The organism is Caballeronia sp. EK (assembly GCF_014384845.1).
In the GTDB taxonomy this organism is placed as follows: Bacteria; Pseudomonadota; Gammaproteobacteria; order Burkholderiales; family Burkholderiaceae; genus Caballeronia; species Caballeronia jiangsuensis.
In genome coordinates this window covers 493414-518271 of sequence record NZ_JACSUE010000005.1, presented here as the reverse complement: position 1 = coordinate 518271, position 24858 = coordinate 493414, and the positions used below count along the sequence as shown (strand labels likewise).

Below are 24858 nucleotides of genomic sequence, written 5' to 3'. Positions count from 1 at the left end.
CGCCGCTTCAGCCGCATCGCCAATCCGCATCATCCATCGCGCGTGTTGCGCGCGGTTCAACACGAGACTGCCATGAAGATCGCCATCGCCGGGGCGTCGGGCCGCATGGGCCGGATGCTGATCGAAACCGTTCTCAACGATTCCGAAGCGCAACTCGCCGGCGCGCTCGACCGGCCCGGCGTGCCGCAACTCGGGCAGGACGCGGGCGCTTTCCTCGGCAAAACCACGGGCGTTTTGCTGACCGACGACATCGAGCGCGTGTTCGCCGACGCCGATTATCTGATCGACTTCACGCGCCCCGAAGGCACGATGGCGCATCTCGAAGCCGCGCTGCGCCACAGCGTGAAGATGATCATCGGCACGACGGGTTTCTCGGACGAGCAGAAAGCGCAGTTGAAGCAGGCGGGCGAGAAGATCGGCGTCGTGTTCGCGCCGAACATGAGCGTCGGCGTGAACGTCACGCTGAAGCTGCTCGAATTCGCCGCGAAGCATTTCGCGCAGGGCTACGACATCGAAGTCATCGAGGCGCATCACCGGCACAAGGTCGACGCGCCGTCCGGCACCGCGCTCGCGATGGGCGAGGTGATCGCCCACGCGCTCGGCCGCGATCTGAAGGACTGCGCCGTGTATGCGCGCGAAGGCGTGACGGGCGAGCGCGATCCGTCGACCATCGGCTTCTCGGCGATTCGCGGCGGCGATATCGTCGGCGATCACACGGTGCTCTTCGCGGGCATCGGCGAGCGTATCGAGATCACGCACAAGTCGGCGAGCCGTCTGTCCTATGCGCAAGGCGCGCTGCGCGCCGCGCGCTTCCTGCAAGGGCACGACAAAGGCTTTTTCGACATGCAGGACGTCCTCGGCCTGCGCTGATTCATCTTCGCGACGATGGCCGCAACGGGCGTAATCCACTATCTGCAATCCGGCGATGCCGTGACGCACGCGGTCGCGGGCTTGCTGCTCGCGATGTCGCTCGCGAGCTGGTGCTTCCTGCTCGTGAAGGCGTGGATTCTCGCGCGTGCGAAATGGCAAGGCCCGCGTGCGCTGCAGCGTTTCTGGCAGGCGCCCAGTCTGAAAGACGGGATCGGCGCATTGCAGCGCGCCGATCGCGAGCGCGTGTTTCTGCCGCTCGCCGAAGCCGCGTGGCGCGCATCGGAAGCTGAAATGCCGGGCGCGCTGCTCGCTCGCGTGGAGCGCAGCGAACGCGTCCTGCGCGCGCTGCGTCACGCGTTGCTCCGCTCGCAACGCAGACTCGAATTCGGCCAGGTTCTGCTCGCATCGGTGGGCAGCACGGCGCCGTTCGTCGGCCTGCTCGGCACCGTGTGGGGCATTTATCACGCGCTGGTCAGCATCGCGTCGAGCGGGCAGGCGATGATCGAAAACGTCGCCGGGCCGGTCGGCGAGGCGCTCATCATGACGGCGTTCGGGCTGGTCGTCGCGATTCCCGCCGTGCTCGCGTACAACGTGCTCGGCCGCTACGTGCGGCAGATTTCCGAGGAGCTCGACGGCTTCGCGCACGATCTGCACGCGTTCGTCTGCGGTTCGGCCGACTAGGAGCGCGCGGCGATGGCCTTCGGCGGACTCGACAAGAAATCCAACGGCCAGCCGATGGCCGACATCAACATGACGCCGCTCATCGACGTCATGCTTGTACTGCTCGTCATCTTCATCATCACGGCGCCGCTTTTCACGCACGCGATCCGGCTGGATCTGCCGAAAGTCGCGTCGCAGCCCGCGCGCGAGACGCCGCAAACCATCACGCTTTCCATCGACGACGCCGGCAAGCTCTTCTGGAACGACACGCCCGTCAGCTTCGATCAGATGCGCGCGCGTTTCGCCGATGCGGGCAAGACGGCGCAAAAGCCCGAGTTGCATTTGCGAGCGTCGAGCGCGACGCGCTACGAAATCATCGCGCAGGTGATGGGCGCGGCGCAGCAGGCGGGGCTGGAACGCATCGGCTTCGTCACGCAGCCCGCGCGGTCGCAGGCACAGGCGCCCGCGCGATAAGCGCGCGAGTTGCCGCGCATCGAACGGTATAATCGCGTTTTTCCCCGTTCGGCGGGCCTTGCAGAAGCCGGCAGACCCGAATTCCGACGCCGCGCCGTGTCAGCAATGCCGCAGCGCCTGGACTCGCCGCTCATATCGATGCGGCTGATTCCAATGTCCGTTCCCAGCATTTGCCGAAAGCCAAACCACACCATGCACGATAAATACGTACCCGCCGACGTCGAATCCGCCGCGCAGAGCAACTGGCGCGCGAACGACGTCTACCGGACGACCGAGACGTCGGCCAAGCCCAAGTTCTATTGCGTCTCGATGCTGCCGTATCCGTCGGGCAAGCTGCACATGGGTCACGTGCGCAACTACACCATCAACGACGTGATGTACCGTTACCTGCGCATGAACGGTCACAACACGCTGATGCCGATGGGCTGGGACGCGTTCGGCATGCCCGCCGAGAACGCGGCGATGGCGAACAACGTGCCGCCGGCGAAGTGGACGTACGAGAACATCGCGTACATGAAGAAGCAGATGCAGTCGATGGGCCTCGCCATCGACTGGTCGCGCGAAGTCGCCACGTGCTCGCCCGACTACTACAAGTGGAACCAGTGGCTGTTCCTGAAGATGCTTGAAAAGGGCATCGCGTACAAGAAGACCGGCACGGTGAACTGGGATCCGGTCGATCAGACCGTGCTCGCGAACGAGCAGGTCATCGACGGGCGCGGCTGGCGCTCGGGCGCGCTCGTCGAAAAGCGCGAAATCCCGATGTACTACCTGCGCATCACCGATTACGCGGACCAGTTGCTCGACGATCTCGAAGGCCTCGGCTGGCCGGAGCGCGTCAAGATCATGCAGCAGAACTGGATCGGCAAGAGCTTCGGCGTGAACTTCGGCTTTCCGTATGAAATCGACGGCGAAGCGAAACTGCTGCGCGTCTTCACCACGCGCGCCGACACCATCATGGGCGTCACGTTTGCGGCAGTCGCGGCGGAACATCCGCTCGCCACGCGCCTCGCGCGCGACAACGCGGAGTTGCAGGCATTCATCGACGAATGCAAGCGCGGCGGCGTGGCGGAAGCCGATGTCGCCACGATGGAAAAGAAGGGCGTGCCCACCGGCTTTTTCGTCACGCATCCGTTGACGGGCGCGCAGGTCGAAGTGTGGATCGGCAATTACGTGCTGATGTCCTACGGCGAAGGCGCGGTGATGGGCGTGCCGTCGCACGACGAGCGCGATTTCGCCTTCGCGAAGAAGTACAGCCTGGCCATCAATCAGGTGATCGACATCGAAGGCAAGACCTATTCGACCGATGCCTGGGAAGAGTGGTACGGCGACAAGACCGCGGGCCGTCTCATCAACAGCGGCAAGTACGACGGCATGACCACCGAGGAAGCGATCGACGCGATCGCCGCCGATCTCAAGGCGAAGGACTTCGGCGACAAGCAGATCACCTGGCGCCTGCGCGACTGGGGCATCTCGCGCCAGCGTTACTGGGGCACGCCGATTCCGATCATCCACTGCCCGAGCTGCGGCGATGTGCCGGTGCCAGAAAAGGATCTGCCCGTCGTGCTGCCGGAAGACCTCGTGCCGGACGGCTCGGGCAATCCGCTCGCGAAGTCCGAAGCGTTCCTGAACTGCGCGTGCCCGAAATGCGGCGCGGCGGCGAAGCGCGAAACCGACACGATGGACACCTTCGTCGATTCGTCCTGGTACTTCTCGCGCTACAGCGCGCCGGACGCGCAGACGATGGTGGACGAGCGCACCGATTACTGGATGCCGATGGATCAGTACATCGGCGGCATCGAGCACGCGATTCTTCACCTGTTGTATTCGCGTTTCTGGACGAAGGTCATGCGCGACATGGGCCTCATCAAGTTCGGCGAGCCCGCGAAGAATCTGCTCACGCAGGGCATGGTGCTGAACGAAACGTTCTATCGCGAAGACGCGGCCGGCAAGAAGACCTGGTACAACCCGCTCGAAGTCACCGTCGCGCACGATGACAAGGGCCGTCCGACCGGCGCGACGCTCAACGCCGACGGTCAGCCGGTCGTGCTCGGCGGCGTTGAGAAGATGTCGAAGTCCAAGAACAACGGCGTCGATCCGCAAACGCTGATCGATCAGTACGGCGCGGATACCGCGCGCCTGTTCGTGATGTTCGCAGCGCCGCCGGAGCAGTCGCTCGAATGGTCGGGCGCGGGCGTGGAAGGCGCGAGCCGCTTCCTGCGCCGCGTGTGGCATTTCGCGCACGACAACGCCGATGCGCTGCGCCAGCACGCGAAGCTCGATGCATCGGCGCTCAATGATGCGGACAAAACGCTGCGCCGCGAAATCTACACCGTGCTCAAGCAGGCCGATTTCGACTACGGCCGCCTTCAGTACAACACGGTGGTGTCCGCGGCGATGAAGATGCTCAACGCGGTCGATGGCGCGAAGAACGCGGGCGTCGGCGTGCTGAATGAAACCTTCGGCGTGCTCCTGCGCGTGCTGTATCCGGTCGTGCCGCACGTGACGTTCCAGTTGTGGTCGGAACTCGGCTACGAGAAGGAATTCGGCCCGCTGCTCGACGCGCCCTGGCCGAAGGTCGACGAGGCCGCGCTCGAGCAATCGGAGATCGAGCTCGTGCTGCAGGTCAACGGCAAGGTGCGCGGCGCGCTGACGGTCGCGAAGGATGCATCGCGGGAAACCATCGAGAAGGCCGCGATCGCGCACGAAATGTTTGCGAAGTTCTCGGAGGGCCGCGCGCCGAAGAAGGTGATCGTGGTGCCGGGGCGTCTCGTCAACGTGGTCGTCTGATGCGCAAAACCAGGGGAGTCGATGTGACCGGGAAAGCCGTCGAGAAAGGCGTAAGCAGGCGCTCGTTCCTTGCGCTCGTGGGCGGCGCGGCCGCGCTGTCGGCATGCGGCTTCCAACTGCGTGGGCAGCAGGACTATGCGTTCAAGCGGCTCGCGATCACGGGCGGCGCGCCGCAGATGGTCGCGCGCCTCGAACGCATGGTTCAGGGCGGCAGCGACACGGTGATCGTCAAGCCTTTCGAGAAGCCGGACGCGACGCTCAATTTGTCCGAAGGGACGGGCCTGCGTACGCTGAGCCTGAACGCGCAGGGCGTCGTGCAGGAATATGAGCTCGTGTACAGCGTGAATTACTCGCTGATGGGCGCGGACGGCACGCTGCTGATTCCGCCGAGCGCCATCGTATTGAATCGTTCGATGACCTACAGCGACCAATACACGCTTGCAAAGGGCCAGGAATCCGTGCTGCTGTACAACGACATGCGCAACGACGCCGTCGACCAGTTGACCCGCCGTCTCGCGACGGTGCGCTCGCTGCATCCGGCGCCGGGCGAGCAGACGCCGGGCGTCGCGCCGCGCGCGCCGCTGCCGGTGCCGCCACTCTGATCGCGCGCTCGTCAGCATCATGCAACTGAAGCTCGACGCGCTCGAAGCGCACCTAGCGAAAGGCCTGAAGGGGCTGTACGTCGTCTACGGCGACGAGCATCTGCTCGCGCAGGAAGCGTGCGATCGCATCCGGGCCACCGCGCGCGCGGGCGGCTTCACGGATCGCACAGTGTTCACTGTCGAGCGCGGTTTCGACTGGAGCGCGCTCATCGGCGCAACGCAGTCGATGTCGCTCTTCGGCGACCGTCAGCTGATCGAACTGCGTATTCCGACCGGCAAGCCCGGCAAGGAAGGCGCGGAAGCGCTGAAGACGCTCGCCGGCGCCGATAATCCGGACGCCGTGACGCTCGTCACACTACCGCGTCTCGACGGCGCGACGCAGAAGTCAGCGTGGTTCACCGCGCTGCTCGGCGCGGGCGTCGCGCTGAAGATCGATCCGGTCGAACGCGCGCAATTGCCGATGTGGGTCGGCCAGCGGCTCGCGCAGCAAGGGCAGCGCGTCGCGCCCGGCGAGGAAGGGCGGCGCGCGCTGTCGTTCATCGCGGAACGGGTGGAAGGCAATCTGCTCGCCGCGCATCAGGAAATTCAGAAGCTCGGTCTGCTGTATCCCGAAGGCGTGCTCACGTTCGAGCAGATCCACGACGCCGTGCTGAACGTCGCGCGCTACGACGTGTTCAAGCTCAACGAAGCGATGCTGACGGGCGATATCGGCCGCCTCGCGCGCATGCTCGACGGACTGAAGGGCGAAGGCGAAGCCGCCGTGCTCGTGCTGTGGGCGCTCGTCGAGGAAGTGCGCACGCTGTTGCGCATCAAGCGCGGCGTCGCGGCGGGCAAGCCGCTTGCCACGCTCATGCGCGAGAACCGCGTGTGGGGGCCGCGCGAACGGCTGATCGGCCCGGCGCTTTCGCGCGTGACGGACGAAGCGCTGGAAAAGGCGCTTTCGCTCGCGGCGCGGCTGGACCGTCAGGTGAAAGGGCTTTCCGGAAGCACCGGAAAGCGCGGCAGCGAGCCACCGCCGGACCCGTGGGCCGGCATGTTCGAACTCGCGATGGCGGTCGCCCACGGCGGCAAGCCGGGGCAGGCCGCGCCAGCGCCACGACCGCGTCGCTAGAACGCTTCTGTCACACGCTGTTGCAATCCGCGCAACAGCTTAGAATGAATGCACTCACGCTTCGGCCCTGAAAGCGGCGCAAGAAAGCGGATCACGGAAGAGACTCACGATGAACATCGATCAATACATGACCGACCTCGGCCGACGCGCGCGCACGGCGTCGCGCGCGATGGCGCGGGCGTCGACGGCGGCGAAAAATGCGGCCCTCAACGCGGTGGCGGACGCCATCGAACGCGAGCGTGAAGCGCTCAAGGAAGCGAACGGCCGCGACCTCGCGCGCGCGAGAGAGAAGGGCCACGATGCGGCGTTCATCGACCGTCTGACGCTCTCGGATAAAGCGCTCGATACGATGGTCGAAGGCTTGCGGCAAGTGGCTGCACTGGCTGATCCGATCGGCGAAATCAGCGGGCTCAAATTCCGTCCGAGCGGCATTCAGGTCGGTCAGATGCGCGTGCCGCTCGGCGTGATCGGCATCATCTATGAATCGCGGCCGAACGTGACCATCGACGCGGCCGCGCTGTGCCTCAAATCGGGCAACGCGACCATTCTGCGCGGCGGCTCCGAGGCGCTCGAATGCAACACGGCGCTTGCGAAGCTGATCGGCGTCGGGCTGGAAGCGGCGGGCTTGCCGCAGGACGCGGTGCAGGTCGTCGGGACAGCGGATCGCGCGGCGGTCGGCAAGCTCATCACGATGACCGAATTCGTCGATGTGATCGTGCCGCGCGGCGGCAAGAGCCTGATCGCGCGACTGATGGAAGAATCGCGCGTGCCGATGATCAAGCACCTCGACGGCATCTGTCACGTGTACGTGGACGATCGCGCGGATCTTGCGAAGGCTGCGGTCATTTGCGACAACGCGAAGACGCATCGCTACGGCACCTGCAACACGATGGAAACGCTGCTCGTCGCGCGCGGCATCGCGCAACAGTCGTTGCCGCAACTCGCCCGCGCTTATCAGGCGAAGGAAGTCGAACTGCGCGTGGACGGGCAAGCGCGCGCCGTGCTCGAAGCGGCGAAAATCGGCGGGCTCGTCGATGCGACCGAAGACGACTGGAGCACGGAATATCTCGCGCCGGTGCTGTCGATCAAGATCGTCGGCGGCCTCGATGAAGCGATCGACCATATCAACGCCTACGGCTCGCATCACACCGACGCGATCGTCACCGAAGATCACGACCGCGCCATGCGCTTCCTCCGCGAAGTGGATTCGGCGAGCGTGATGGTGAACGCATCGACGCGCTTCGCCGATGGCTTCGAATTCGGCCTCGGTGCGGAAATCGGCATTTCGAACGACAAGCTGCACGCGCGCGGCCCGGTCGGTCTCGAAGGGCTGACATCGCTCAAGTACGTGGTACTGGGGCGCGGCGAAGTCCGTCAATAAGCGCGAGTCGACAAGAAGAACGATGCTCTGGATCAAATCGCTGCATATCGTGCTGGTCGCTTCGTGGTTCGCGGGGCTTTTTTATCTGCCGCGTATTTTCGTGAACCTCGCGATGGAAACCGATTCCGCCGCCACCGCGCGTCTGTTACTGATGGCGCGCAAGCTGTTTCGGTTCATGACGTTCATCGCGGTGCCCGCGCTCGCGTGCGGGCTGTGGCTGTGGCTCGTCGTCGGAATCGGCGCGGGGCAGGGCTGGTTGCACGCGAAGCTGACGATCGTCGTGTTGCTGATCGCCTATCACGCGTATTGCGGGCGCTTGCTGCACACGTTTCAGCGTGGCGAAAACAAGCGCTCGGACAAGTGGTATCGAATGTTCAATGAACTGCCGGTGCTTGGACTGCTGGGCGCGACCTTGCTCGTGGTGATCAAGCCGTTTTGAGGCGTTGTTCGTTGACCAGATCAAGCACCATTTCACCGAAGACTTCGGGACGCCCTTCGAAGAATCGCTGCACCACGTTCTTTTCGAGCATGTAGCGGCGCAGCGATTCGCGCTCTTCGTGATTGTTCGCGAGTCGCACAGCGGCTTCGACGTATTCCTCGACGGTTTCCGCGACCATCCAGCCGGGCATATAGGCGCGCATGAACATCGCGCCGTCGATCCGCTCGAACACTTCACGGCCCGTCTTGCAGATGCCCGGCAGTCCCACTGAGAACGCGTCCACGATGCCGTTCGTATTGCCGAAAGGGAACGGGCTCAGGAACATGTCCATGTCGTTGAGATAGTTCACGTAACCCATGTAGTCCTGATGTGGCACGACAGTTCCATTGTTCGTGAGGATCGCCTGCCTGGCCACCTTCGCCAGATGCAGCATCGTGACGGCGTCGCCGCCGCTCGTCAGAAAATGGAAGTGAAGCGGCACGCTGCTGCGTGCGGCAATCTGCCGGCACGCCTCCATAAAGCTCGGTGAGAGTTTCATCAGGCTCGCGGCGATGCCGATATCGACGCGTCCTTCCGCCTTCTTCTTCCGGGGCGCGACAGCTTCCATCAACGGCGAAGGCCGGTAGGGTTGGCCATCTTTCGGAAGCCTAAGAAGGGCTTCGCTGAAACACGCTGGGTCGCCGACGTAGTCGTCCTCGACGCTCACATAATCGATGCATTCCGAGTGCGTGGTGGCGGGATGGCCCAATCCTGCGATCTGCAACGGCGCGAGGCGCATGTTGGACACACAGTCCGACAATAATGACATGCCCACGCTGGGCATGTAGAGAACGTCGGGGCATTCCGCCTCCGCGAATTTGCGAACGGCGGCGAGCTTGGGCACGAAGCCCTGGTCCTTAGGCAAGTCGATCACGCGCGTGAAAGCCTCGCGTCCGAGACTACCGATAGCGTCCGCTTCGCACATCGCCACCACGTCGAAATGGGTGCGTGCGGCCGACAACGTGCGGGAATGAGTGCGCATGATCGAATGGCCGTCCGAAAAGTATTCCAGCACGACGAGCATGAGCGGCCGCGCTCGGGCGGCGCGTCGAGAGCCGCTGAGTTCCGTGTCCAGATCAGCCAGTCCTGTGCTCGCGAGCGTCCTGCGCATGAGCTTATTGATGCTTCGTTTGATCGCGTGCCGGTGTTCGATCTCGGCATAGGTGCAATACATGTAGAGGTTGATCAATGCACCCAACTCGATGCACCGGAGATCGTTCAGTTCGTCGAGAACTCCGACGAGCCAGTCAAGAAGTGCTTCGCGCTTGCGGTGCGCGTGGGCACTGCCGGGAAGAATCTCACCGGCCGTCGCGATAGCCAGGTTGAGCGTGGCGACCGGATCCACCTGCATGCATGCGGAATAGTCGATTGGCAGGAGGGATTCGGAATTGCACAGAAGACCGAGCCTCTTCACCGCGTCGGGAAACGGGAGCCGAATGGTTCCGTCTTCTTCAATGGCCGGAAGGAATCGGCGCGCGACATGATCCGCATTCTTGAGGGGAGCGGCGCCGAGCAAGTGCTGGATGAGTGATCGAGAACCTGACAGACGCGCGAGTTGCGCTTCCGTTAGCGAAAATTCGGTATTCGCGAGAAAGGTGGTGATGGCCGCCGCCATGCGAGAGGCGAACCGTTCAAGCAACGACTCTCTACTCGGACGTGGCCATGCCTTGGAAGGCGCTGTCAAAGTCAGCAAATCAACGGACGGTGTTTTATGAAGCAATGCATTGAGCTCGGAAAGCTGCGCGATGGCTTCATCCGGCTTACCGCCGTGGACGCAAGATTCGAAACGCTCGACGGAGAACGAACTGTTCATGGGGATCCAGATAAACGATCGAGATTATGGACAGCATAGGCCATCATTCGCCCCTCATTTGAAGGGGACGCAGCCTTCGCTGCCTACGCTCCCACCCGCCGTCCTTCGAGCACGTCCTTCGCTTCGGCAAGCTTGTCCGCCAGCGCGGGGCCGCGGGCCAGCGCCAGACCGACCGCCAGAATGTCGCCGATCGCGAGATGCGATACGCGCGATGTCATCGGCGAAAAAATGTCGGTGTCTTCATCGACATTTGCGAACAATCCGACCGTGGCCATGCGCGCGAGCGGCGAGTGGCCGTGCGTGATCGCGATGACCCTTGCGCCGCCGTTCAACGCAGATTTGCACGCGTCGAGAATGTCTCTCGTGCGCCCGGTATTGGAAATCGCGACGACGACATCGCCCGCGCCGAGCAGCGCGGCGGAAGTGGTGTACGTATGCGGATCGGAGTATGCGACAGACGGTACGCCCAACCGAAAAAATTTGTGCTGCATATCGAGCGCGGCGATGCCCGATCCGCCCGCGCCGTAGAACTCGATGCGGCGCGCTTCGGCGAGGATCGCAATGGCCGCCGCGACGCTGTCCGACGACAGTGAATTGCGCACGGCAATCAGCGCGCCGATGGTCCGGTCGAGCACTTTCGCGGCGACGCCCGCGGGCGGCTCGTCCGTGCGCACATCGCGATAAACGGTGGGAACGTCCGCTGCTATGTTTTGAGCGAGGCGAATCTTGAATTCCCGGAAGCCCGAAAAGCCGAGCGCCTGGCAGAACCGCGCGATGGTCGGCTGACTGACGCCGGCACGCGCGGCGAAATCGGTCATCGACAGGTCGAGTACCTCGCGCGGTGCTTCGAGCACGTACTCGGCCAGCTTGCGCTCCGACGGCCGCATTTGCTCGCGCTTCGCTTCGACTTGAGACAGCAACATCGGAAATCTCGCCTATGCTGAAAATTGCTTGGACTATATCCGAAGATCGATCATGTACAAATACTACAGAACGTGTCGCCGAAAACTAAGGGAATTCCCGTAGATCGTTTCTGAATAAGTGATTCGATCCATGCGATCACTTAATAAGGAAGCACGAATCCTCATTGTCAGCGTGTAGTTTTTCTACTAATATCGCGAAACACGGCAATATCGCACGACGACGATTCGAACGCCGTTCCCCGCAACATTCCACCCAACCTCGACGGCAGGCGCGCCGGGCGTTAGACGAAGGAGCTTCGATGGTTTCCCCGCATTCGCAACTCAAAAAAGTCACCGACCGCATCATCGAGCGCAGCAAGCCGACGCGTTCCGCATATCTGGCGCGCATCGATGCCGCGCACGGCAAGTTTCCGGCGCGCGGCGCGCTTTCGTGCGCGAATCTGGCGCATGGTTTCGCCGGGCTCGAAGGCGAGGAAAAGATAGCGATCAAGACGATTCGCGAGCCGAACATCGGCATCGTGTCGTCCTATAACGAAATGCTGTCCGCGCATGCGCCGTACAAGAGCTTCCCCGACATCATCAAGCAGGCGGCGCGCGAGCACGGCGGTGTCGCCCAATTCGCGGGCGGCGTGCCCGCCATGTGCGACGGCATCACGCAAGGCAACGCCGGTATGGAACTGTCGCTCTTTTCGCGTGAAGTCATCGCGATGAGCACCGCCGTGGCGCTCACGCACAACATGTTCGACGCGGCGCTGTGCCTCGGCATCTGCGACAAGATCGTGCCGGGCCTTGCCATCGGCGCGCTGCAGTTCGGTCATCTGCCGACCATTTTCGTGCCCGCCGGCCCGATGACGAGCGGCCTCACCAATGACGACAAGGCCAAGGTGCGTCAGGAATTCGCGACCGGAAAATGCGATCGCGCCGCGCTGCTCGAAGCGGAATCGGCGGCGTATCACGGCCACGGTACCTGCACGTTTTACGGCACGGCCAACAGCAATCAGATGCTCATGGAAGTGATGGGCCTGCATCTGCCGAGCGCGGCGTTCGTGCACCCGCACACGCCTCTGCGCGACGCACTCACGGCCGAGGCCGCGCGTCGCGTGCTCGATATCACGCTGGAACGCGGCAACTACACACCTATCGGCCATGTCGTCGATGAAAAGGCGATCGTGAACGGCATCGTCGCGCTGCTGGCGACAGGCGGCTCGACCAACCACACGCTGCATCTCGTGGCGATCGCGCGGGCGGCGGGCATCATGATCGACTGGAACGATTTCGACGAGCTTTCGCAAGTAGTGCCGCTGCTCGCGAAGATCTACCCGAACGGCAAGGCCGACGTGAATCATTTCCACGCGGCGGGCGGCGTCGCGTTCCTCGTGCGCAATCTGCTCGAGGGTGGCTTGCTGCACGAAGACGTGCAGACGGTCGCGGGCAAGGGGCTTTCGCACTATACGAAGGAGCCGAAGCTCATCGACGGCAAACTGCAATGGGTCGACGGCGCACCCGAAAGCCACGACACCAAGGTGCTGCGCGGCATCGGCGAGCCGTTCCAGCCGGACGGCGGGCTGCGTCTGATGCAGGGCAAGCTCGGGCGCGGCGTCATCAAGATTTCGGCGGTCGCGCCGGAGCATCGCGTGGTGAAGGCGCCGGCCATCGTGTTCAATTCGCAAGAGGAAGTGCAGGAAGCGTTCGACAAGGGCGAGCTGAAGCGCGATTTCGTCGCCGTGGTGCGCTTCCAGGGCGCGCGGGCGAACGGCATGCCCGAGCTGCATCGTTTGACGCCGCTGCTCGGCGTGCTGCAGGATCAGGGCTTCCATGTCGCGCTGGTCACGGACGGGCGCATGTCGGGCGCGTCGGGCAAGGTGCCGGCCGTCATTCACGTGTCGCCCGAGGCGCTTCTGCACGGCCCGCTCGGGAAGGTCCGCACCGGCGACATGCTCGTGATCGACGCGCCCGCCGGCGTGCTCGACATCGAGATCGATGCGAACGAGTGGGCATCGCGCGAAGTGCAGGCGCCGCTGCATCAGGCGGACAACGAAGCAGGATTCGGACGCGAGCTGTTCGGCGTGTTCCGTAGCGCGGCGCTGCCGGCGGAAGAGGGCGCATCGGTGTTCGGCGCGCTGATCGGCGCAACGTCTGCGCACGAAGGGGCGAACGGCGCGGCGGCCCCGCAGGAGAGGAATCCGCTTCGCGATAACGCGCGCGCCGCGGCATCGGCGCTGAACAAGGCGCACGCCACGCATCATTGAACATCGCAACGTCGAGAACCCGCGGATAGACCACAAGGCGCCGCACCAAAAACAGGAGTCGCATCAAATGAAATCGGTAAGCGAAATCGTGCGTCTGGGCCCGGTGATTCCGGTGCTGGCGTTCGAAACGGTCGAGCAAGGTGAACAGGTGTCGCGCGCGCTGCATGCGGGCGGTGTGAAAGTGCTGGAAATCACGCTGCGCACGCCAGCGGGCATCGGCGCGATCGAGCGCGCGAGCCAGTTGGCGGACGATATCGTCGTCGGCGTCGGCACCATCACGAAGCCCGAGCATTGCGCGCAGGCGAAGAAGGCGGGCGCGCAGTTCGGGGTGTCGCCCGGTCTCACGAAGGACATGCACAAGGCGGCGCAGGACGCAGGGTTGCCGCTGCTGCCGGGCGTGATGACGCCGAGCGATATCATCGCCGCGATGGAGCTGGGCTACGAGATCGTCAAGTTCTTCCCGGCACAACAGGCGGGCGGCATTCCGATGTTACAGGCGTTTTACGGACCGTTCCCGAATCTGAAATTCTGTCCGACAGGCGGCATCACGGCTGAAACCGCATCCAACTTTCTCGCGCAGCCGAATGTGGTGTGTGTCGGCGGTTCCTGGCTGACGCCGAAGGCCGCACTCGCCGCGCAGAACTGGGAGGAAGTCACGCGTCTTGCACGCGCAGCCAGCGAGTTGGCGCCGCACCAGTAAGCTTTCCGTCTTGGCATCAGAAGGCGCGTCGTGACCGTGTGAGCGGTCCGGCGCGCTTTTTTCGGCCTGATTTCCTGTTCGACTCCAGTCCCTCACTCACTCTGCATGAAGCCTCGGAGTTCGCTCACCATTTTTTTGTTTTGCGAATCGGATTAATTCGAATTGCAAAAATCACGGCGATTAAGACGGTTTGAATTTCTTTAAGACTGAGATAAGAAGGTTCTCAATTGTCTTGGATGTGCTGGGAATTTCAACGCTTCTTCTATATATTTAGGTTTCGGAAGTTCCCCGATATATCAAGACGCGGAAGCGTTTCAATTAGGAAATTTCAGCGCGCTTTGCGCGAAACTCCTTACTTCCGCCGCTGCTGCATATGTCCAGCAACGCCACGCCGCCCGCTGCCTCAGTCCTTGCGGGTCGCCGCGATCAAGTTACCGCGGAACCTCTTTTTCCAAAAGCGTAGTTTCGTCTTCTTTCAGGATGCCAATCCGATGACCATTCGAGTCGGAATTTCAGTCGTCACGCATCAAGGCCAAAACATCTGGCAGAACGGCCTGGGCCAGAACGTGATTTTTTTGTCGGAAGCACTTCAGAAGCTTCCTTTCGTCGAGAGTGTTTCACTGATCGACGTGGGCGACCAGAATGCATTGCCGCCGCAAGTCGACGCCGCGTCGAAAGGGCTGCGCATCATGCGCACTCCGGATGCGACCGATGCCGTCGACGTCATCTTCGAAATGGGCGGCGCGCTCGACACGCAATGGCTCGATCTGATGCGGGCCCGAGGCAAGAAAGTCGCGTACTACTGCTGCGGTCAGCCGTACGTCGGACTCGTGGAGGCGCCGGTGTTCGACAAGCCCGTCCATGTCATGCGTCCCGACCGTTACGACCAGATCTGGCTGATGTCGAAAGACCGTCTGTCCGTCCCGATGATGCGTACGCTGCATCGCTGCCCTGTGCATCTCATTCCGTTCATCTGGCATCCGCAGTTCATCGAAAAGCGTATCGCGGAGGTCGAAGAGCATGGTCTGCGCTACGGCTATGAGCGCCGCTCGGACGCGTCGGCGCAGCCGGCCATCCAGCCGCAAGGGTTTCGGGTTGCAATGTTCGAGCCGAATATTTCGGTGGTGAAAACGTCGAGCATTCCGATGCTCGCCTGCGAGGAAGCCTATCGTGCGGATCGTTCGAGCGTATCAGCCATGCATGTGCTCAATTCGATGCACATGAAGGATCACCCGACGCTCATGTACATGGCCAACTCGCTGGATCTCGTAAAGGATTCCAAGGCGACGTTCCACGGCCGCAACGACATCGCGGGCTTCATGGCGCAATACGCCGATGCAGTCGTGTCGCATCAATGGGGCAACGATCAGAACTATCTGTATCTCGATGTGCTCTACGGCGGTTATCCGCTGATCCATAACTCGCCGTGGCTCAAGGACGCGGGCTACTACTTCCCAGGATTCGACGCGCAAGAGGGTGGTCGTCAATTGCTGCGCGCCTTCCACGAGCACGACAGCAATCTGGATGCATATCGCGCGAACGCGCAGCGCGTCATCGATACGGTGAATCCGTTCAATCAAGCAAACCTGGATGCGTTCGCAGACCGGTTGATCAATCTTTGCCAGGGAAGCAAGCTCGAGGTAGGCGTATGAATAAGCAAAGCAAGTCTCGCATGCCGGAGCGGATCAATGTCGGCGTTTCCATTTACATCCGCAAGGGCGAGCAATCGCTTTGGGAAAACGGCATTTTTCAGAATTGTCTTTATCTCGTGATGTTGTTGATGCGCTCGCCGCGCGTGAAGTCGACCTATCTGGTGACGGGCGGCGGCGACGGTGGTCCTGAAGACGCGAAGCGCTTCCTTTCAGATTCGCCGGTGCCGCTCATCGACATGGAAACGGCGCAGTCGAAGCTCGACGTGATGATCGAAATGAGCGCGCAGCTCAACAAGGAATGGTCGGTCAAGTTCCGCGAGCGCGGCGGCAAGATCATCACGATGCGCGTGGGCAACGACTACGTCATCGACATCGAACGCATGGTGTTCAACCTTCAGCACGCGTTGCTCGTTTCAGGCGCGCCTTACGATGAAGTCTGGACGCTGCCGGAATACGAAGTCAGTTGCAAGCCGTATTTCGAAACGCTGTTCCGAGCCCCGGTCAAGCTCATGCCACACCTGTGGAGCCCAGTCGTCCTCGATCGCGAAGCCGCGAAGCTGCCGAACGGGCTGAAGTTCGGTTATCAGCCCGGTCGCCGCCGCTGGCGAGTGGGCATTTTCGAGCCCAACGTCTGCATGGTGAAAACGAGCTACATTCCGATGCTGTCTTGCGATGTGGCGCATCGTGAGAATCCGGACATGCTCGAACGTGTGTGGGCGTACAACACGTTCAAGCTGAAGGATCACGCGGCGTTCGCAGGCTTCGCGCAGAGCCTCGATTACGTGAAGCACGGCCTCGGCAACTTTGAAGGGCGTTTTCCGTTTGCGCAGATCGTGCCGAGTGCCGTCGACGCGGTGGTCAGTCATCAGTGGGAAAACCCGCAGAACTATGTGTATTACGAGGCGCTCTACGGCGGCTATCCGCTGATCCACAACTCGCATCTGATCGGTGACTGCGGATACCGCTATCACGATTTCGATTGCGAAGAGGGCGGTCGCGCGTTGCTTCGCGCCTTTGCCGAGCATGACGCCAATCTCGACAGTTACCGCGCGACGGCGAAGAAGTTCCTTCACACGCTCGATCCGGAAAACGAACAGAACGTGCGGACCTATACTGAGGCGATCGAAGCGGTCTACGCGAGAGCGTGAGTTCGAGATTCAGGCATTTTGCTGCAAGGCAATGGAGTTACTTGGAATGAAAAAGCTGCGAATTGGCATCACCATCGGTCTGTTTCACGAGGCCGAGACGCTCTGGAACAACGGTATCAAGCAGAACGCGGTCTTTCTCGCTGAAGCACTTAAGAACTGTCCGAACGTCGAGAGCGTCGTGCTCGTCAATACGACACATTTGGCAATCACGAAGCAACTGCCGTGGGACCTGGAGCGCTGGCCCACAGTCACTTTCGATGGCGCGAAAGACAATATCGACGTGCTGGTCGAGCTCGGCGGTCAGATCGATTCGAACGCTACGGAATACCTGAAGCAGCGCGGCGCGCGCCTCGTTTCGTATTGCTGCGGTTTCGAATACGTCCATGCGATGGAGTCGATTCTGTTCAACAAGCCGAGCTTCGGCGACAACCTGTTCGTGAACCAGCGCTACGACGACATCTGGATGATTCCGCAGGTAGCGAACATCAGCGCGCCGTATTTCGAGGTGATGCGTCGTCAGACGGCGCAGGTCGTGCCGTTTATCTGGAGCCCGATGTTCCTCAACGCTCGCGCCGCTTCCTTACCGCATTCGGGCGAGTATCAGCCGAAAGCGGGACCGCGTCGCCTGAGCGTGATGGAGCCGAACATCAATGTTGTGAAATTCTGTCTTTATCCGACGATGATCGCGGAAATGGCGTATCGAGAGCGGCCGAACGACATTCAGTTGCTTCAGGTGACGAACGCGCAACACCTCGCCACAGAGTGTCGTGAGTTCATCGCGCTGATGAACCAACTGGACATCGTGCGCAATCACAAGGCGGTGTTTCTCGGCCGCTTCGACACGCCGACGTTTCTGGCCGAGAACACGGACATCATCGTGTCGCATCAGTGGGAAAATCCGCTGAACTATTTTTATCTGGAAGTGTGCTGGCAGGGGTATCCGCTGGTTCACAACGCCACGTTGTGCCCGGATCTCGGTTACTACTATAAGGACAACGACGTGAGCGACGGCGCGCGACGGGTCGTCGAGGCCATCGACCAACACGATTCGCAGCTCGCACAATATCGGGATAAGCAGCGTTCGCTGATCGCGCGTTATCTGCCGGATAATGCTGCCCTGGTCGGTGGCTACACCGGATTGCTCGACGCACTCATCAAAAAGCCGATGCGCTAGACCGACGTTTTTCTAAGCAACCGTTCAAAGTTGTCTATGCGCCATGTCTGATCGGACGATCAGACATGGCGCATTTTGTTCTTCGCGGACCCGCTTCGTAATAAAGCGATTCACCTCTTTTGCCGGATTCATTGGGAAATTGTGAATCTGGCGAACCGAGAGCAGAGATTTGTTAGTCGAATAGTAAGTTATGCAAATTAACTGCCGTAAATAAGTTTTATCCTAAAAAATGTGTCGCAGTTTTGCTGCACAGATGCTGCGGTCTATTGAATTTAGGACATGTCCGCTTCATTGACGTTGTGCTCCCGAATATTCTGTGCCGTGGTCAAAGGTGCTTCCTTTTTTGTTTTGTAAAAGACGATCGTTTTTTTGTGGGTCAATTCGGTTTATGAATAAGTCATACCGCAGTATCTGGAATGAGAAGGTAGGGACGTTTGTCGCGGTCGCGGAGACCTCGATGGCGCGTGGCAAAAAGAGTTCTGGCGGCGCGGTATGCGACCCGGAAGGCGGTCAAGAAGCCCTTGACGCGTTCGTCCGTAAGGGCAGAGACACTGGCCCGAAGCTTGCCTTGCTTGCGGCGGTCTGGTCAACGTCAACCAACTGAACGATGCGGTCGCGCAGTCCAACAGCTACACGGACAGCATGGTGAGCGGCATGCAAGGTGCGGTCGCCGAAGTGGGCCGTAGCGCCTACTCGGGTATCGCGGCGGCCACCGCCCTCGCGATGATCCCGAACATCGATCAGGACAAGTTGATGTCGGTCGGTGTGGGCGGTGCAACGTACCAGGGCTATGCGGCTGCAGCCGTCGCACTGAATCTGCGCGTCACCCAGAACCTGGTGCTGAAGGCTGGCGCGGGTTCGAGCCGCAGCGGCACGGTCTACGGTGCCAACGCGTCGTATCGGTGGTAAGGCGAACGTCCCGGGCTCACGCTCGGGACTGCCCGGGCGACCGCGAAGTCATGCGGTCGCCCGGAAGCCGAGCTCTTTGAACCGATTTAGGTAGCTAATCAAGATGTCCAAACTTCTTCTCTCCGTTTTTACCGCCATCGGCGTGCTGTCCGCTTGCACGACGGATACGGGTATCACTTACACGGCGCGCAAGCTGAATGTCGCCCAGCAGCCGCAGGCATATCGCGTCACTTGCTCGGGCATATTCGAGTCGCAAAAATCGTGCATGTCAGAGGCTTCACGCATCTGCAAGAATCAACAGGTCATGGTCGTTGAGGCGCTCAACAATCCGAAACTCAGACCGGGTGGCAGCAGCGCGCGCGAGCTTAACTTCACATGCGCGGGCGGATCGCCATCGAAGCCGGCGGCTTGATGCGTATCGAATGATCGAGCCGCTGCGGCTCGCATCGTCCTTCTGAAAACCGACGTTCGTTGAACGTCGGTTTTTTTTCTTCGCGTGTCCCGTACTTCGAGCGAATAGCCGTGCGAGTCGCGCATAATTTCGCGAAGGCCATTTCCCCGGCCAATCGCCTCGCTTACAAGTAGAATTCCGTTGCCCAGCGCCGTGTTCGCGCTTGCCGGACATTGCTCGTATGTGCAGTGCAGCGACGGCAAACGCATACATAGCGCAGAAAACCTCAACAAAATCAAGGAGGCGTTATGCCAGCCGTCCACGGGAGCATGCTGCTGCTCTACGCGGTGATCGCGATCGCGGTTCTGATCCTGATGATCGCACGCTATAAGGTTTACCCGTTCCTCGTTCTCATGATCGTGTCCGTGTTGCTGGCCCTGGCGGTCGGCATGCCGATGGACAAAATCGTCAAGTCGTTCGAAACCGGCAACGGCAACACGCTCGGCCATATTGCCGTCGTCGTGGGTCTCGGCACGATGCTCGGCAAGATGATGGCCGAATCGGGCGGCGCCGAGCGCATCGCCAATACGCTGATCAATCTGTTCGGCGAAAAGAACATCCACTGGGCGATGATGGTCGTCGCGATCATCGTCGGCTTGCCCGTGTTCTTCGAAGTGGGCTTCGTGCTGCTGATTCCGATCGCGTTCAACGTCGCGCGACGCACCGGCAAGTCGCTGCTGCTGATCGGCTTGCCGATGGTCGCGGGCCTTTCGGTCGTGCACGGTCTGATTCCGCCGCACCCGGCCGCATTGCTCGCGGTGCAGGCGTATCACGCGGATATCGGCAAGACGATCGCTTACGGTCTGATCGTCGGTGTGCCGACGGCAATCGTCGCGGGCCCGCTGTTCGCGCTGATGATCCACAAGTACATCAAACTGCCGGATGCCAACGCGCTCGCTGACCAGTTCACCCAAAAACACGGTGACACTGAGAAAAAGCACGATCTGCCGAGCTTCGGCATCACGCTGTTCACGATTCTGCTGCCGGTGATTCTGATGCTGATCGGAAGCTGGGCGGATCTGGTCTTCACGCCGAAAACATTGCCGAACGATTTGCTGCGCTTCATCGGCCAGTCGGATATGGCGCTTCTGATCGCCGTGCTGGTCAGCTTCTGGACCTTCGGCGCGAGGCAGGGCTTCAACCGCGAGCAGATTCAGAAGTTCTGCGGCGAGTGTCTTGCGCCGATCGCGGGCATCACGCTGATCGTCGGTGCGGGTGGCGGTTTCGGCCAGGTTCTGCGCGATAGCGGCATCTCGCAGCAGATCGTCGCGACGGCGTCGTCGGCAAGCCTCTCGCCGCTCTTGCTCGGCTGGTTCGTCGCCGCGCTGATCCGTCTCGCGACGGGTTCGGCGACGGTCGCGATGACGACCGCATGCGGCATCGTCGCGCCGATCGCCGCCGCGGCGGGCGGCCATACGAGCCCGGAACTGCTGGTGCTCGCCACCGGCTCCGGCTCGCTGATCTTCTCGCATGTGAACGATGGTGGCTTCTGGCTGATCAAAGAGTATTTCGGGATGACGGTCGGACAGACGTTCAAGACCTGGTCGCTGCTCGAAACCATCATTTCATTGATGGGACTCGGTTTGACCTTCGTGCTTGCGGCGTTCGTGTAAGGAGAGTTCGATGATTCTGATCGCAATGGGCGTGTCGGGGGCCGGCAAGTCTCTCATCGGCGAATTGCTGGCGGAGCGCTTGCACTGCTCGTTCACCGACGGAGACGCGTTTCACAGCGCCGCCAACAAGGAGAAGATGCACAAGGGCATACCCTTGACCGACGAAGACCGCTGGCCGTGGCTGAAGACGATTCGCGCCGCGATCGAGGAGAAGCAGGGCGCGGGCGAAACGGCGGTGTTTACGTGCTCGTCGTTGAAACGCTCGTATCGCGACGTCCTGCGTGAGAACGACAAGGATGTGTGCTTCGTCTATCTGGAAGGCTCGTTCGAGGTCCTGCATGATCGGCTCGGGTCGCGCACGGGCCACTTCTTCGATCCGTCGCTGCTCAAGAGCCAGCTCGAAACGCTCGAACCGCCGGGCGAGGACGAGGCGATCATCGTGAGCATCGAGCACACGCCCGAGGAAATCGTCGATATCGTGATTGAAGAACTGAAGACGCGCTGAACGCGCGATTCAGCAAGAGAAAAGGCCCCACGTCGCAAAACGTGGGGCCTTTCTCATTGCCGGGACGTGGCGGACGTCAGGCGATCCGCTTCGCCAACTCGACCGCCTTGCCGATGTACGAACCCGGCGTCATCTCCAGCAGCAGCTTCTTCGCGTCGGCGGGAATCGCGAGACCCGCGATGAACGTCTGCAGCGCCTCGCGCGTGATGCCCTTGCCGCGCGTCAGCTCCTTGAGTTGCTCGTACGGATTCTCGATGCCGAAACGGCGCATCACCGTCTGCACCGGCTCGGCAAGTACTTCCCACGTGTTGTCGAGGTCCTCGTTCAGGCGCGCGGCGTTCACTTCGAGCTTGTCGAGGCCACGGATCAGCGCGTCGTATGCAAGCAGCGAATAGCCAAACGCGACGCCGATATTGCGCAGCACGGTCGAATCCGTCAGATCGCGCTGCCAGCGCGAGACCGGCAGCTTCTCGGAGAGATGGCGCAGCGTCGCGTTTGCGAGGCCGAGATTGCCCTCCGAATTCTCGAAGTCGATCGGGTTGACCTTGTGCGGCATCGTCGACGAGCCGATTTCGCCGGCCTTTAGCTTCTGTTTGAAATAGCCGAGCGAAATATAGCCCCACACGTCGCGATCGAGGTCGAGCAGGATCGTATTCGCGCGTGCCACCGCGTCGAACAGTTCGGCCATGTAGTCGTGCGGCTCGATCTGGATCGTGTACGGATTGAACGTGAGCTTCAGCCGATTCTCGACGACATCCTTCGAGAACGCTTCCCAGTCGAATTCCGGATACGCCGACAAATGCGCGTTGAAGTTGCCGACCGCGCCGTTCATCTTGCCGAGCAGTTCGACCTTCTCGATGCGCTGGATCGCGCGCGCAAGACGCGCCGCAACATTGGCGATTTCCTTGCCGAGCGTCGTCGGGCTCGCGGGCTGGCCGTGCGTGCGGGAGAGCATCGGCTGTTCGGCTTGCGCGTGCGCGAGCTTCACGAGGCGCTCGTACACCGAGCGCAGCGCCGGCAGGATCACGTGTTCGCGCGCGCCGGCAAGCATCAGGCCGTGAGACGTGTTGTTGATATCTTCAGACGTGCACGCGAAGTGGATGAACTCGCTCGCGCGTTCCAGTTCCGGCTGGCCCTTCACCGACTCCTTGAGCCAGTATTCGACCGCCTTCACATCATGATTCGTGACGCGCTCGATGTCCTTGATGCGCGCGGCGTCGTGCGCGGTGAAGCGCTCGGCGAGGCTCAGCAGGAATTGCTCGGACGCTTCGGAAAAGCGCGGCACTTCGGCGAAACCGGCACGCGACAGCGCGATCAGCCAGTGAATCTCGACCGTCACGCGATGCCGCATGAACGCGGCTTCGGAGAGCCATTCGCGCAGGGCTTCTGTCTTGGCGGCATAGCGGCCGTCGAGCGGCGAGAGCGCGGTGAGCGCGAAGAGGGTATCGGGACGGGTATCGGACATGATTGCGGGCGCGGCCGGAAGGAAAAGACGGGAGAACCGCGCATTTTACCATCGGATGCGTCCCAATCCCCGACGCGCGCCGTCGTTCAGCGGGTTCGCAGTTCGTCGTTGAGTGCGCGAAGTTGCGCGGGCGTGCCGACGTTTTCCCAGCGGCCTTCGTAGCGTTCGCCGCTCGCGCGCCCGGCCGCGATCGTTTCGCGGTAGTACGGCGTCAGCGCGCGGCGCGTTCCGGGCGCGAGATCGCGGAACATGCGCGTGTCATACAGGCCGATGTTGCCGAAGGTGTAACGGTGCTCGCCTTCGAGTGCGAGCACGCCGTCGCGCAAGGCGAAATCGCCTTTGGGGTGAAACGGCGGATTCGGCACCATCACGAGATGCATGCCGGGTTCCGCGCGCGCCCTCAGTGCTTCGGCGTGGTCGCGCAAGGTCGAATAATCGAAATCGCAGAACACGTCGCCGCTGACCGCGATAAACACGCCGTCCCCGATCAGATGCCGCGCCTGTGCGATGCCGCCCGCCGTCTCCAGCGCCTCGGTCTCGGGCGAATACCGCAGCTCGACGCCCCAGCGCGAACCACGCCCAAGCGCGGCCTCGATCTGCTCGCCGAGCCACGCATGATTGATGACGATCGTCCCGACGCCCGCTGCCGCAAGGCGCTCGATCTGCCACACGATGAGCGATTTGCCGGCAACTTCGAGCAACGGTTTCGGACACGTATCGGTGAGCGGGCGCATGCGTTCGCCACGGCCGGCGGCGAAGATCATCGCCGTTTTCAAAGCGTGCGTCATCGTGAACTCAAAAGGTGTAACCGACTTCGATCGCGCGGCCTTCCAGCGAATCGAGCAGACGCGCGAACGGCCACAGCGGCGCGTAGCGCTCGGCGACCTTGCGCGCATAGCCGATGAAGCGCGGCAGATCGGCGAGATATTGCGGCTTGCCGTCGCGATAACGAATGCGCGCGAACAGCCCGAGCACCTTGATGTGCCGCTGCAGGCCCATCCATTCGAGCTGACGGTAGAACTCGCCGAAATCCGCGTCGACGGGAAGTCCGGCCTTCTTCGCGCGTTCCCAGTAATAGGCGACGCAATCGAGCTGAAAGGCTTCTTCCAAGCTGACGAAGGCGTCGCGCATCAACGACGCCATGTCGTAGGTGATCGGCCCGTACACCGCGTCCTGAAAGTCCAGCACGCCCGGATTCGGCTCGCACACCATCAGATTGCGCGGCATGAAATCGCGCAGCATGAAGGTCTGCGGCTGAGCGAGAGCGCTCTGGACGAGCAGCGTGAAGGTGTGGTCGAGGGTCTTGCGTTCGTCGGCGGTGACTTCGCGGCCCAGATGGCGGCCGATGAACCACTCGGGCATCAACTCCATCTCGCGGCGCAGGAACGCCTCGTCGAAAGGCGGCAGCACGCCTTCGCGCGCGGTTTGCTGGAAGCGGATCAGCGCGTCGATCGCGGCGCGCATCATCGGACGCGCGTTTTTTTCGTCGAGAACGGAAATGTAAGTCGTGGTGCCGAGATCCGTCACGAGCATGAAGCCGGCGTCGAAATCGGCTTCGAGGATTTTCGGCACGTGCACGTTCGCCGCTTCGAGCAGCCCGGCGACCTGCACGAACTCGCGGCATTTCTCGGGCGGCGGCGCATCGACGGCGATGAGCGTCTTGCCATGCTCCGAATCGCTCTCCAGCCGGAAATAGCGACGGAAGCTTGCATCGGCGGAAGCGGGGGCGAGACTGGCGACATTCAGCCGGTAGCGTCCGGCGAAATTTTCAAGCCATGAGCGGAGCTGATTCAGGCGGGCGTCGGAAGGAATATGCGTCATAAATTCGAGGGGCCAAACATCTTGCCATATAATACCCCACGACTTTTTTAAGCGATCCGTTTCACGCCTGGC

Annotated in this window: 23 protein-coding genes; 18 read left to right on the top strand and 5 right to left on the bottom strand. The window is 61.7% G+C overall.

What is annotated here, in order from left to right:
- Nucleotides 1-72 precede the first annotated feature (72 nt).
- The 8 genes from dapB to IAG25_RS17915 all read left to right on the top strand — a co-directional run bounded on the left by dapB (nt 73) and on the right by IAG25_RS17915 (nt 8324).
- The gene (gene dapB, locus IAG25_RS17950) at nt 73-870 is read left to right on the top strand and encodes a 4-hydroxy-tetrahydrodipicolinate reductase (protein WP_187606043.1); all 798 of its coding nucleotides are present in this window, start codon (nt 73-75) and stop codon (nt 868-870) included.
- 15 nt (nt 871-885) lie between these two features.
- The gene (locus IAG25_RS17945) at nt 886-1551 is read left to right on the top strand and encodes a MotA/TolQ/ExbB proton channel family protein (RefSeq protein WP_187606042.1); all 666 of its coding nucleotides are present in this window, start codon (nt 886-888) and stop codon (nt 1549-1551) included.
- Between the two features lie 12 nt (nt 1552-1563).
- Nucleotides 1564-2004 carry an ExbD/TolR family protein gene (locus IAG25_RS17940; protein WP_035507629.1) on the top strand — a complete coding sequence of 147 codons (441 nt, stop codon included), beginning with the start codon at nt 1564-1566 and terminating at the stop codon, nt 2002-2004.
- A 192-nt stretch (nt 2005-2196) separates the two neighbouring features.
- Nucleotides 2197-4791 carry a leucine--tRNA ligase gene (gene leuS, locus IAG25_RS17935; RefSeq protein ID WP_187606041.1) on the top strand — a complete coding sequence of 865 codons (2595 nt, stop codon included), beginning with the start codon at nt 2197-2199 and terminating at the stop codon, nt 4789-4791.
- Nucleotides 4791-5393: an LPS-assembly lipoprotein LptE gene (locus IAG25_RS17930; protein ID WP_051627115.1), complete on the top strand. Its 603-nt coding sequence runs from the start codon at nt 4791-4793 to the stop codon at nt 5391-5393. Before leuS ends, IAG25_RS17930 begins: the two co-directional genes overlap by 1 nt.
- Before the next feature lie 19 nt (nt 5394-5412).
- On the top strand, nt 5413-6504 hold the full coding sequence (gene holA / locus IAG25_RS17925) for a DNA polymerase III subunit delta (protein WP_187606040.1): 1092 nt from the start codon (nt 5413-5415) through the stop codon (nt 6502-6504).
- 109 nt (nt 6505-6613) lie between these two features.
- Nucleotides 6614-7885, top strand: a complete 1272-nt coding sequence (locus IAG25_RS17920; RefSeq protein ID WP_187606039.1) for a glutamate-5-semialdehyde dehydrogenase — start codon at nt 6614-6616, stop codon at nt 7883-7885.
- 22 nt (nt 7886-7907) lie between these two features.
- On the top strand, nt 7908-8324 hold the full coding sequence (locus tag IAG25_RS17915) for a CopD family protein (protein ID WP_187606038.1): 417 nt from the start codon (nt 7908-7910) through the stop codon (nt 8322-8324).
- Here the strand turns inward: IAG25_RS17915 and IAG25_RS17910 are convergent.
- Nucleotides 8311-10176, bottom strand: a complete 1866-nt coding sequence (locus tag IAG25_RS17910; RefSeq protein WP_187606037.1) for a glycosyl transferase family 1 — start codon at nt 10174-10176, stop codon at nt 8311-8313. The two genes, IAG25_RS17915 and IAG25_RS17910, sit on opposite strands and share 14 nt — an antisense overlap.
- Before the next feature lie 83 nt (nt 10177-10259).
- A complete protein-coding gene (locus IAG25_RS17905) occupies nt 10260-11099 on the bottom strand; it encodes a MurR/RpiR family transcriptional regulator (RefSeq protein WP_187606036.1) in 840 nt (279 codons plus the stop codon).
- A gap of 299 nt (nt 11100-11398) precedes the next feature.
- On the opposite strand from IAG25_RS17905, the gene edd reads away from it, so the two are divergent.
- The 10 genes from edd to IAG25_RS17855 all read left to right on the top strand — a co-directional run bounded on the left by edd (nt 11399) and on the right by IAG25_RS17855 (nt 21500).
- Nucleotides 11399-13348, top strand: a complete 1950-nt coding sequence (gene edd / locus IAG25_RS17900; protein WP_187606035.1) for a phosphogluconate dehydratase — start codon at nt 11399-11401, stop codon at nt 13346-13348.
- Nucleotides 13349-13415: 67 nt separating this feature from the next.
- Nucleotides 13416-14048, top strand: coding sequence for a bifunctional 4-hydroxy-2-oxoglutarate aldolase/2-dehydro-3-deoxy-phosphogluconate aldolase (gene eda, locus IAG25_RS17895; protein ID WP_187606034.1), 633 nt, complete (start codon nt 13416-13418; stop codon nt 14046-14048).
- 491 nt (nt 14049-14539) lie between these two features.
- A complete protein-coding gene (locus IAG25_RS17890; protein ID WP_222946539.1) occupies nt 14540-15700 on the top strand; it encodes a DUF2827 domain-containing protein in 1161 nt (386 codons plus the stop codon).
- Nucleotides 15697-16848 carry a DUF2827 domain-containing protein gene (locus tag IAG25_RS17885; protein WP_187606033.1) on the top strand — a complete coding sequence of 384 codons (1152 nt, stop codon included), beginning with the start codon at nt 15697-15699 and terminating at the stop codon, nt 16846-16848. The genes IAG25_RS17890 and IAG25_RS17885 overlap by 4 nt, the downstream gene beginning before the upstream one ends.
- Before the next feature lie 46 nt (nt 16849-16894).
- Entirely contained in the window at nt 16895-18022 is a 1128-nt protein-coding gene (locus IAG25_RS17880) for a DUF2827 domain-containing protein (RefSeq protein WP_187606032.1), read from the top strand.
- A gap of 388 nt (nt 18023-18410) precedes the next feature.
- Nucleotides 18411-18626: an ESPR domain-containing protein gene (locus IAG25_RS42255; RefSeq protein WP_187606031.1), complete on the top strand. Its 216-nt coding sequence runs from the start codon at nt 18411-18413 to the stop codon at nt 18624-18626.
- Nucleotides 18627-18664: 38 nt separating this feature from the next.
- On the top strand, nt 18665-18931 hold the full coding sequence (locus tag IAG25_RS17870; protein ID WP_187606030.1) for a YadA C-terminal domain-containing protein: 267 nt from the start codon (nt 18665-18667) through the stop codon (nt 18929-18931).
- A gap of 103 nt (nt 18932-19034) precedes the next feature.
- Nucleotides 19035-19343 (top strand): hypothetical protein, encoded by a 309-nt coding sequence (locus IAG25_RS17865; protein ID WP_187606029.1) that lies wholly within the window; start codon nt 19035-19037, stop codon nt 19341-19343.
- A 287-nt stretch (nt 19344-19630) separates the two neighbouring features.
- A complete protein-coding gene (locus IAG25_RS17860; protein ID WP_187606028.1) occupies nt 19631-20995 on the top strand; it encodes a GntP family permease in 1365 nt (454 codons plus the stop codon).
- 10 nt (nt 20996-21005) lie between these two features.
- Nucleotides 21006-21500 carry a gluconokinase gene (locus IAG25_RS17855; RefSeq protein ID WP_187606027.1) on the top strand — a complete coding sequence of 165 codons (495 nt, stop codon included), beginning with the start codon at nt 21006-21008 and terminating at the stop codon, nt 21498-21500.
- 76 nt (nt 21501-21576) lie between these two features.
- Here the strand turns inward: IAG25_RS17855 and purB are convergent, their stop codons facing one another.
- The 3 genes from purB to IAG25_RS17840 form a co-directional block, all read right to left on the bottom strand.
- Nucleotides 21577-22965, bottom strand: a complete 1389-nt coding sequence (gene purB, locus IAG25_RS17850) for an adenylosuccinate lyase (protein WP_187606026.1) — start codon at nt 22963-22965, stop codon at nt 21577-21579.
- Between the two features lie 86 nt (nt 22966-23051).
- The gene (murU, locus tag IAG25_RS17845; protein WP_187606025.1) at nt 23052-23753 is read right to left on the bottom strand and encodes an N-acetylmuramate alpha-1-phosphate uridylyltransferase MurU; all 702 of its coding nucleotides are present in this window, start codon (nt 23751-23753) and stop codon (nt 23052-23054) included.
- 7 nt (nt 23754-23760) lie between these two features.
- A complete protein-coding gene (locus tag IAG25_RS17840; protein ID WP_187606024.1) occupies nt 23761-24786 on the bottom strand; it encodes an aminoglycoside phosphotransferase family protein in 1026 nt (341 codons plus the stop codon).
- Nucleotides 24787-24858: the final 72 nt, after the last annotated feature.

Excerpts from the sequence above, each read along its gene's own strand:
- dapB (WP_187606043.1), top strand. The coding sequence starts at position 73 with ATGAAGATCGCCATCGCCGGGGCGTCGGGCCGCATGGGCCGGATGCTG.
- IAG25_RS17945 (WP_187606042.1), top strand. The coding sequence starts at position 886 with ATGGCCGCAACGGGCGTAATCCACTATCTGCAATCCGGCGATGCCGTG.
- IAG25_RS17940 (WP_035507629.1), top strand. The coding sequence starts at position 1,564 with ATGGCCTTCGGCGGACTCGACAAGAAATCCAACGGCCAGCCGATGGCC.
- leuS (WP_187606041.1), top strand. The coding sequence starts at position 2,197 with ATGCACGATAAATACGTACCCGCCGACGTCGAATCCGCCGCGCAGAGC.
- IAG25_RS17930 (WP_051627115.1), top strand. The coding sequence starts at position 4,791 with ATGCGCAAAACCAGGGGAGTCGATGTGACCGGGAAAGCCGTCGAGAAA.
- holA (WP_187606040.1), top strand. The coding sequence starts at position 5,413 with ATGCAACTGAAGCTCGACGCGCTCGAAGCGCACCTAGCGAAAGGCCTG.
- IAG25_RS17920 (WP_187606039.1), top strand. The coding sequence starts at position 6,614 with ATGAACATCGATCAATACATGACCGACCTCGGCCGACGCGCGCGCACG.
- IAG25_RS17915 (WP_187606038.1), top strand. The coding sequence starts at position 7,908 with ATGCTCTGGATCAAATCGCTGCATATCGTGCTGGTCGCTTCGTGGTTC.
- IAG25_RS17910 (WP_187606037.1), bottom strand. The coding sequence starts at position 10,176 with ATGAACAGTTCGTTCTCCGTCGAGCGTTTCGAATCTTGCGTCCACGGC.
- IAG25_RS17905 (WP_187606036.1), bottom strand. The coding sequence starts at position 11,099 with ATGTTGCTGTCTCAAGTCGAAGCGAAGCGCGAGCAAATGCGGCCGTCG.
- edd (WP_187606035.1), top strand. The coding sequence starts at position 11,399 with ATGGTTTCCCCGCATTCGCAACTCAAAAAAGTCACCGACCGCATCATC.
- eda (WP_187606034.1), top strand. The coding sequence starts at position 13,416 with ATGAAATCGGTAAGCGAAATCGTGCGTCTGGGCCCGGTGATTCCGGTG.
- IAG25_RS17890 (WP_222946539.1), top strand. The coding sequence starts at position 14,540 with ATGACCATTCGAGTCGGAATTTCAGTCGTCACGCATCAAGGCCAAAAC.
- IAG25_RS17885 (WP_187606033.1), top strand. The coding sequence starts at position 15,697 with ATGAATAAGCAAAGCAAGTCTCGCATGCCGGAGCGGATCAATGTCGGC.
- IAG25_RS17880 (WP_187606032.1), top strand. The coding sequence starts at position 16,895 with ATGAAAAAGCTGCGAATTGGCATCACCATCGGTCTGTTTCACGAGGCC.
- IAG25_RS42255 (WP_187606031.1), top strand. The coding sequence starts at position 18,411 with ATGAATAAGTCATACCGCAGTATCTGGAATGAGAAGGTAGGGACGTTT.
- IAG25_RS17870 (WP_187606030.1), top strand. The coding sequence starts at position 18,665 with ATGGTGAGCGGCATGCAAGGTGCGGTCGCCGAAGTGGGCCGTAGCGCC.
- IAG25_RS17865 (WP_187606029.1), top strand. The coding sequence starts at position 19,035 with ATGTCCAAACTTCTTCTCTCCGTTTTTACCGCCATCGGCGTGCTGTCC.
- IAG25_RS17860 (WP_187606028.1), top strand. The coding sequence starts at position 19,631 with ATGCCAGCCGTCCACGGGAGCATGCTGCTGCTCTACGCGGTGATCGCG.
- IAG25_RS17855 (WP_187606027.1), top strand. The coding sequence starts at position 21,006 with ATGATTCTGATCGCAATGGGCGTGTCGGGGGCCGGCAAGTCTCTCATC.
- purB (WP_187606026.1), bottom strand. The coding sequence starts at position 22,965 with ATGTCCGATACCCGTCCCGATACCCTCTTCGCGCTCACCGCGCTCTCG.
- murU (WP_187606025.1), bottom strand. The coding sequence starts at position 23,753 with ATGACGCACGCTTTGAAAACGGCGATGATCTTCGCCGCCGGCCGTGGC.
- IAG25_RS17840 (WP_187606024.1), bottom strand. The coding sequence starts at position 24,786 with ATGACGCATATTCCTTCCGACGCCCGCCTGAATCAGCTCCGCTCATGG.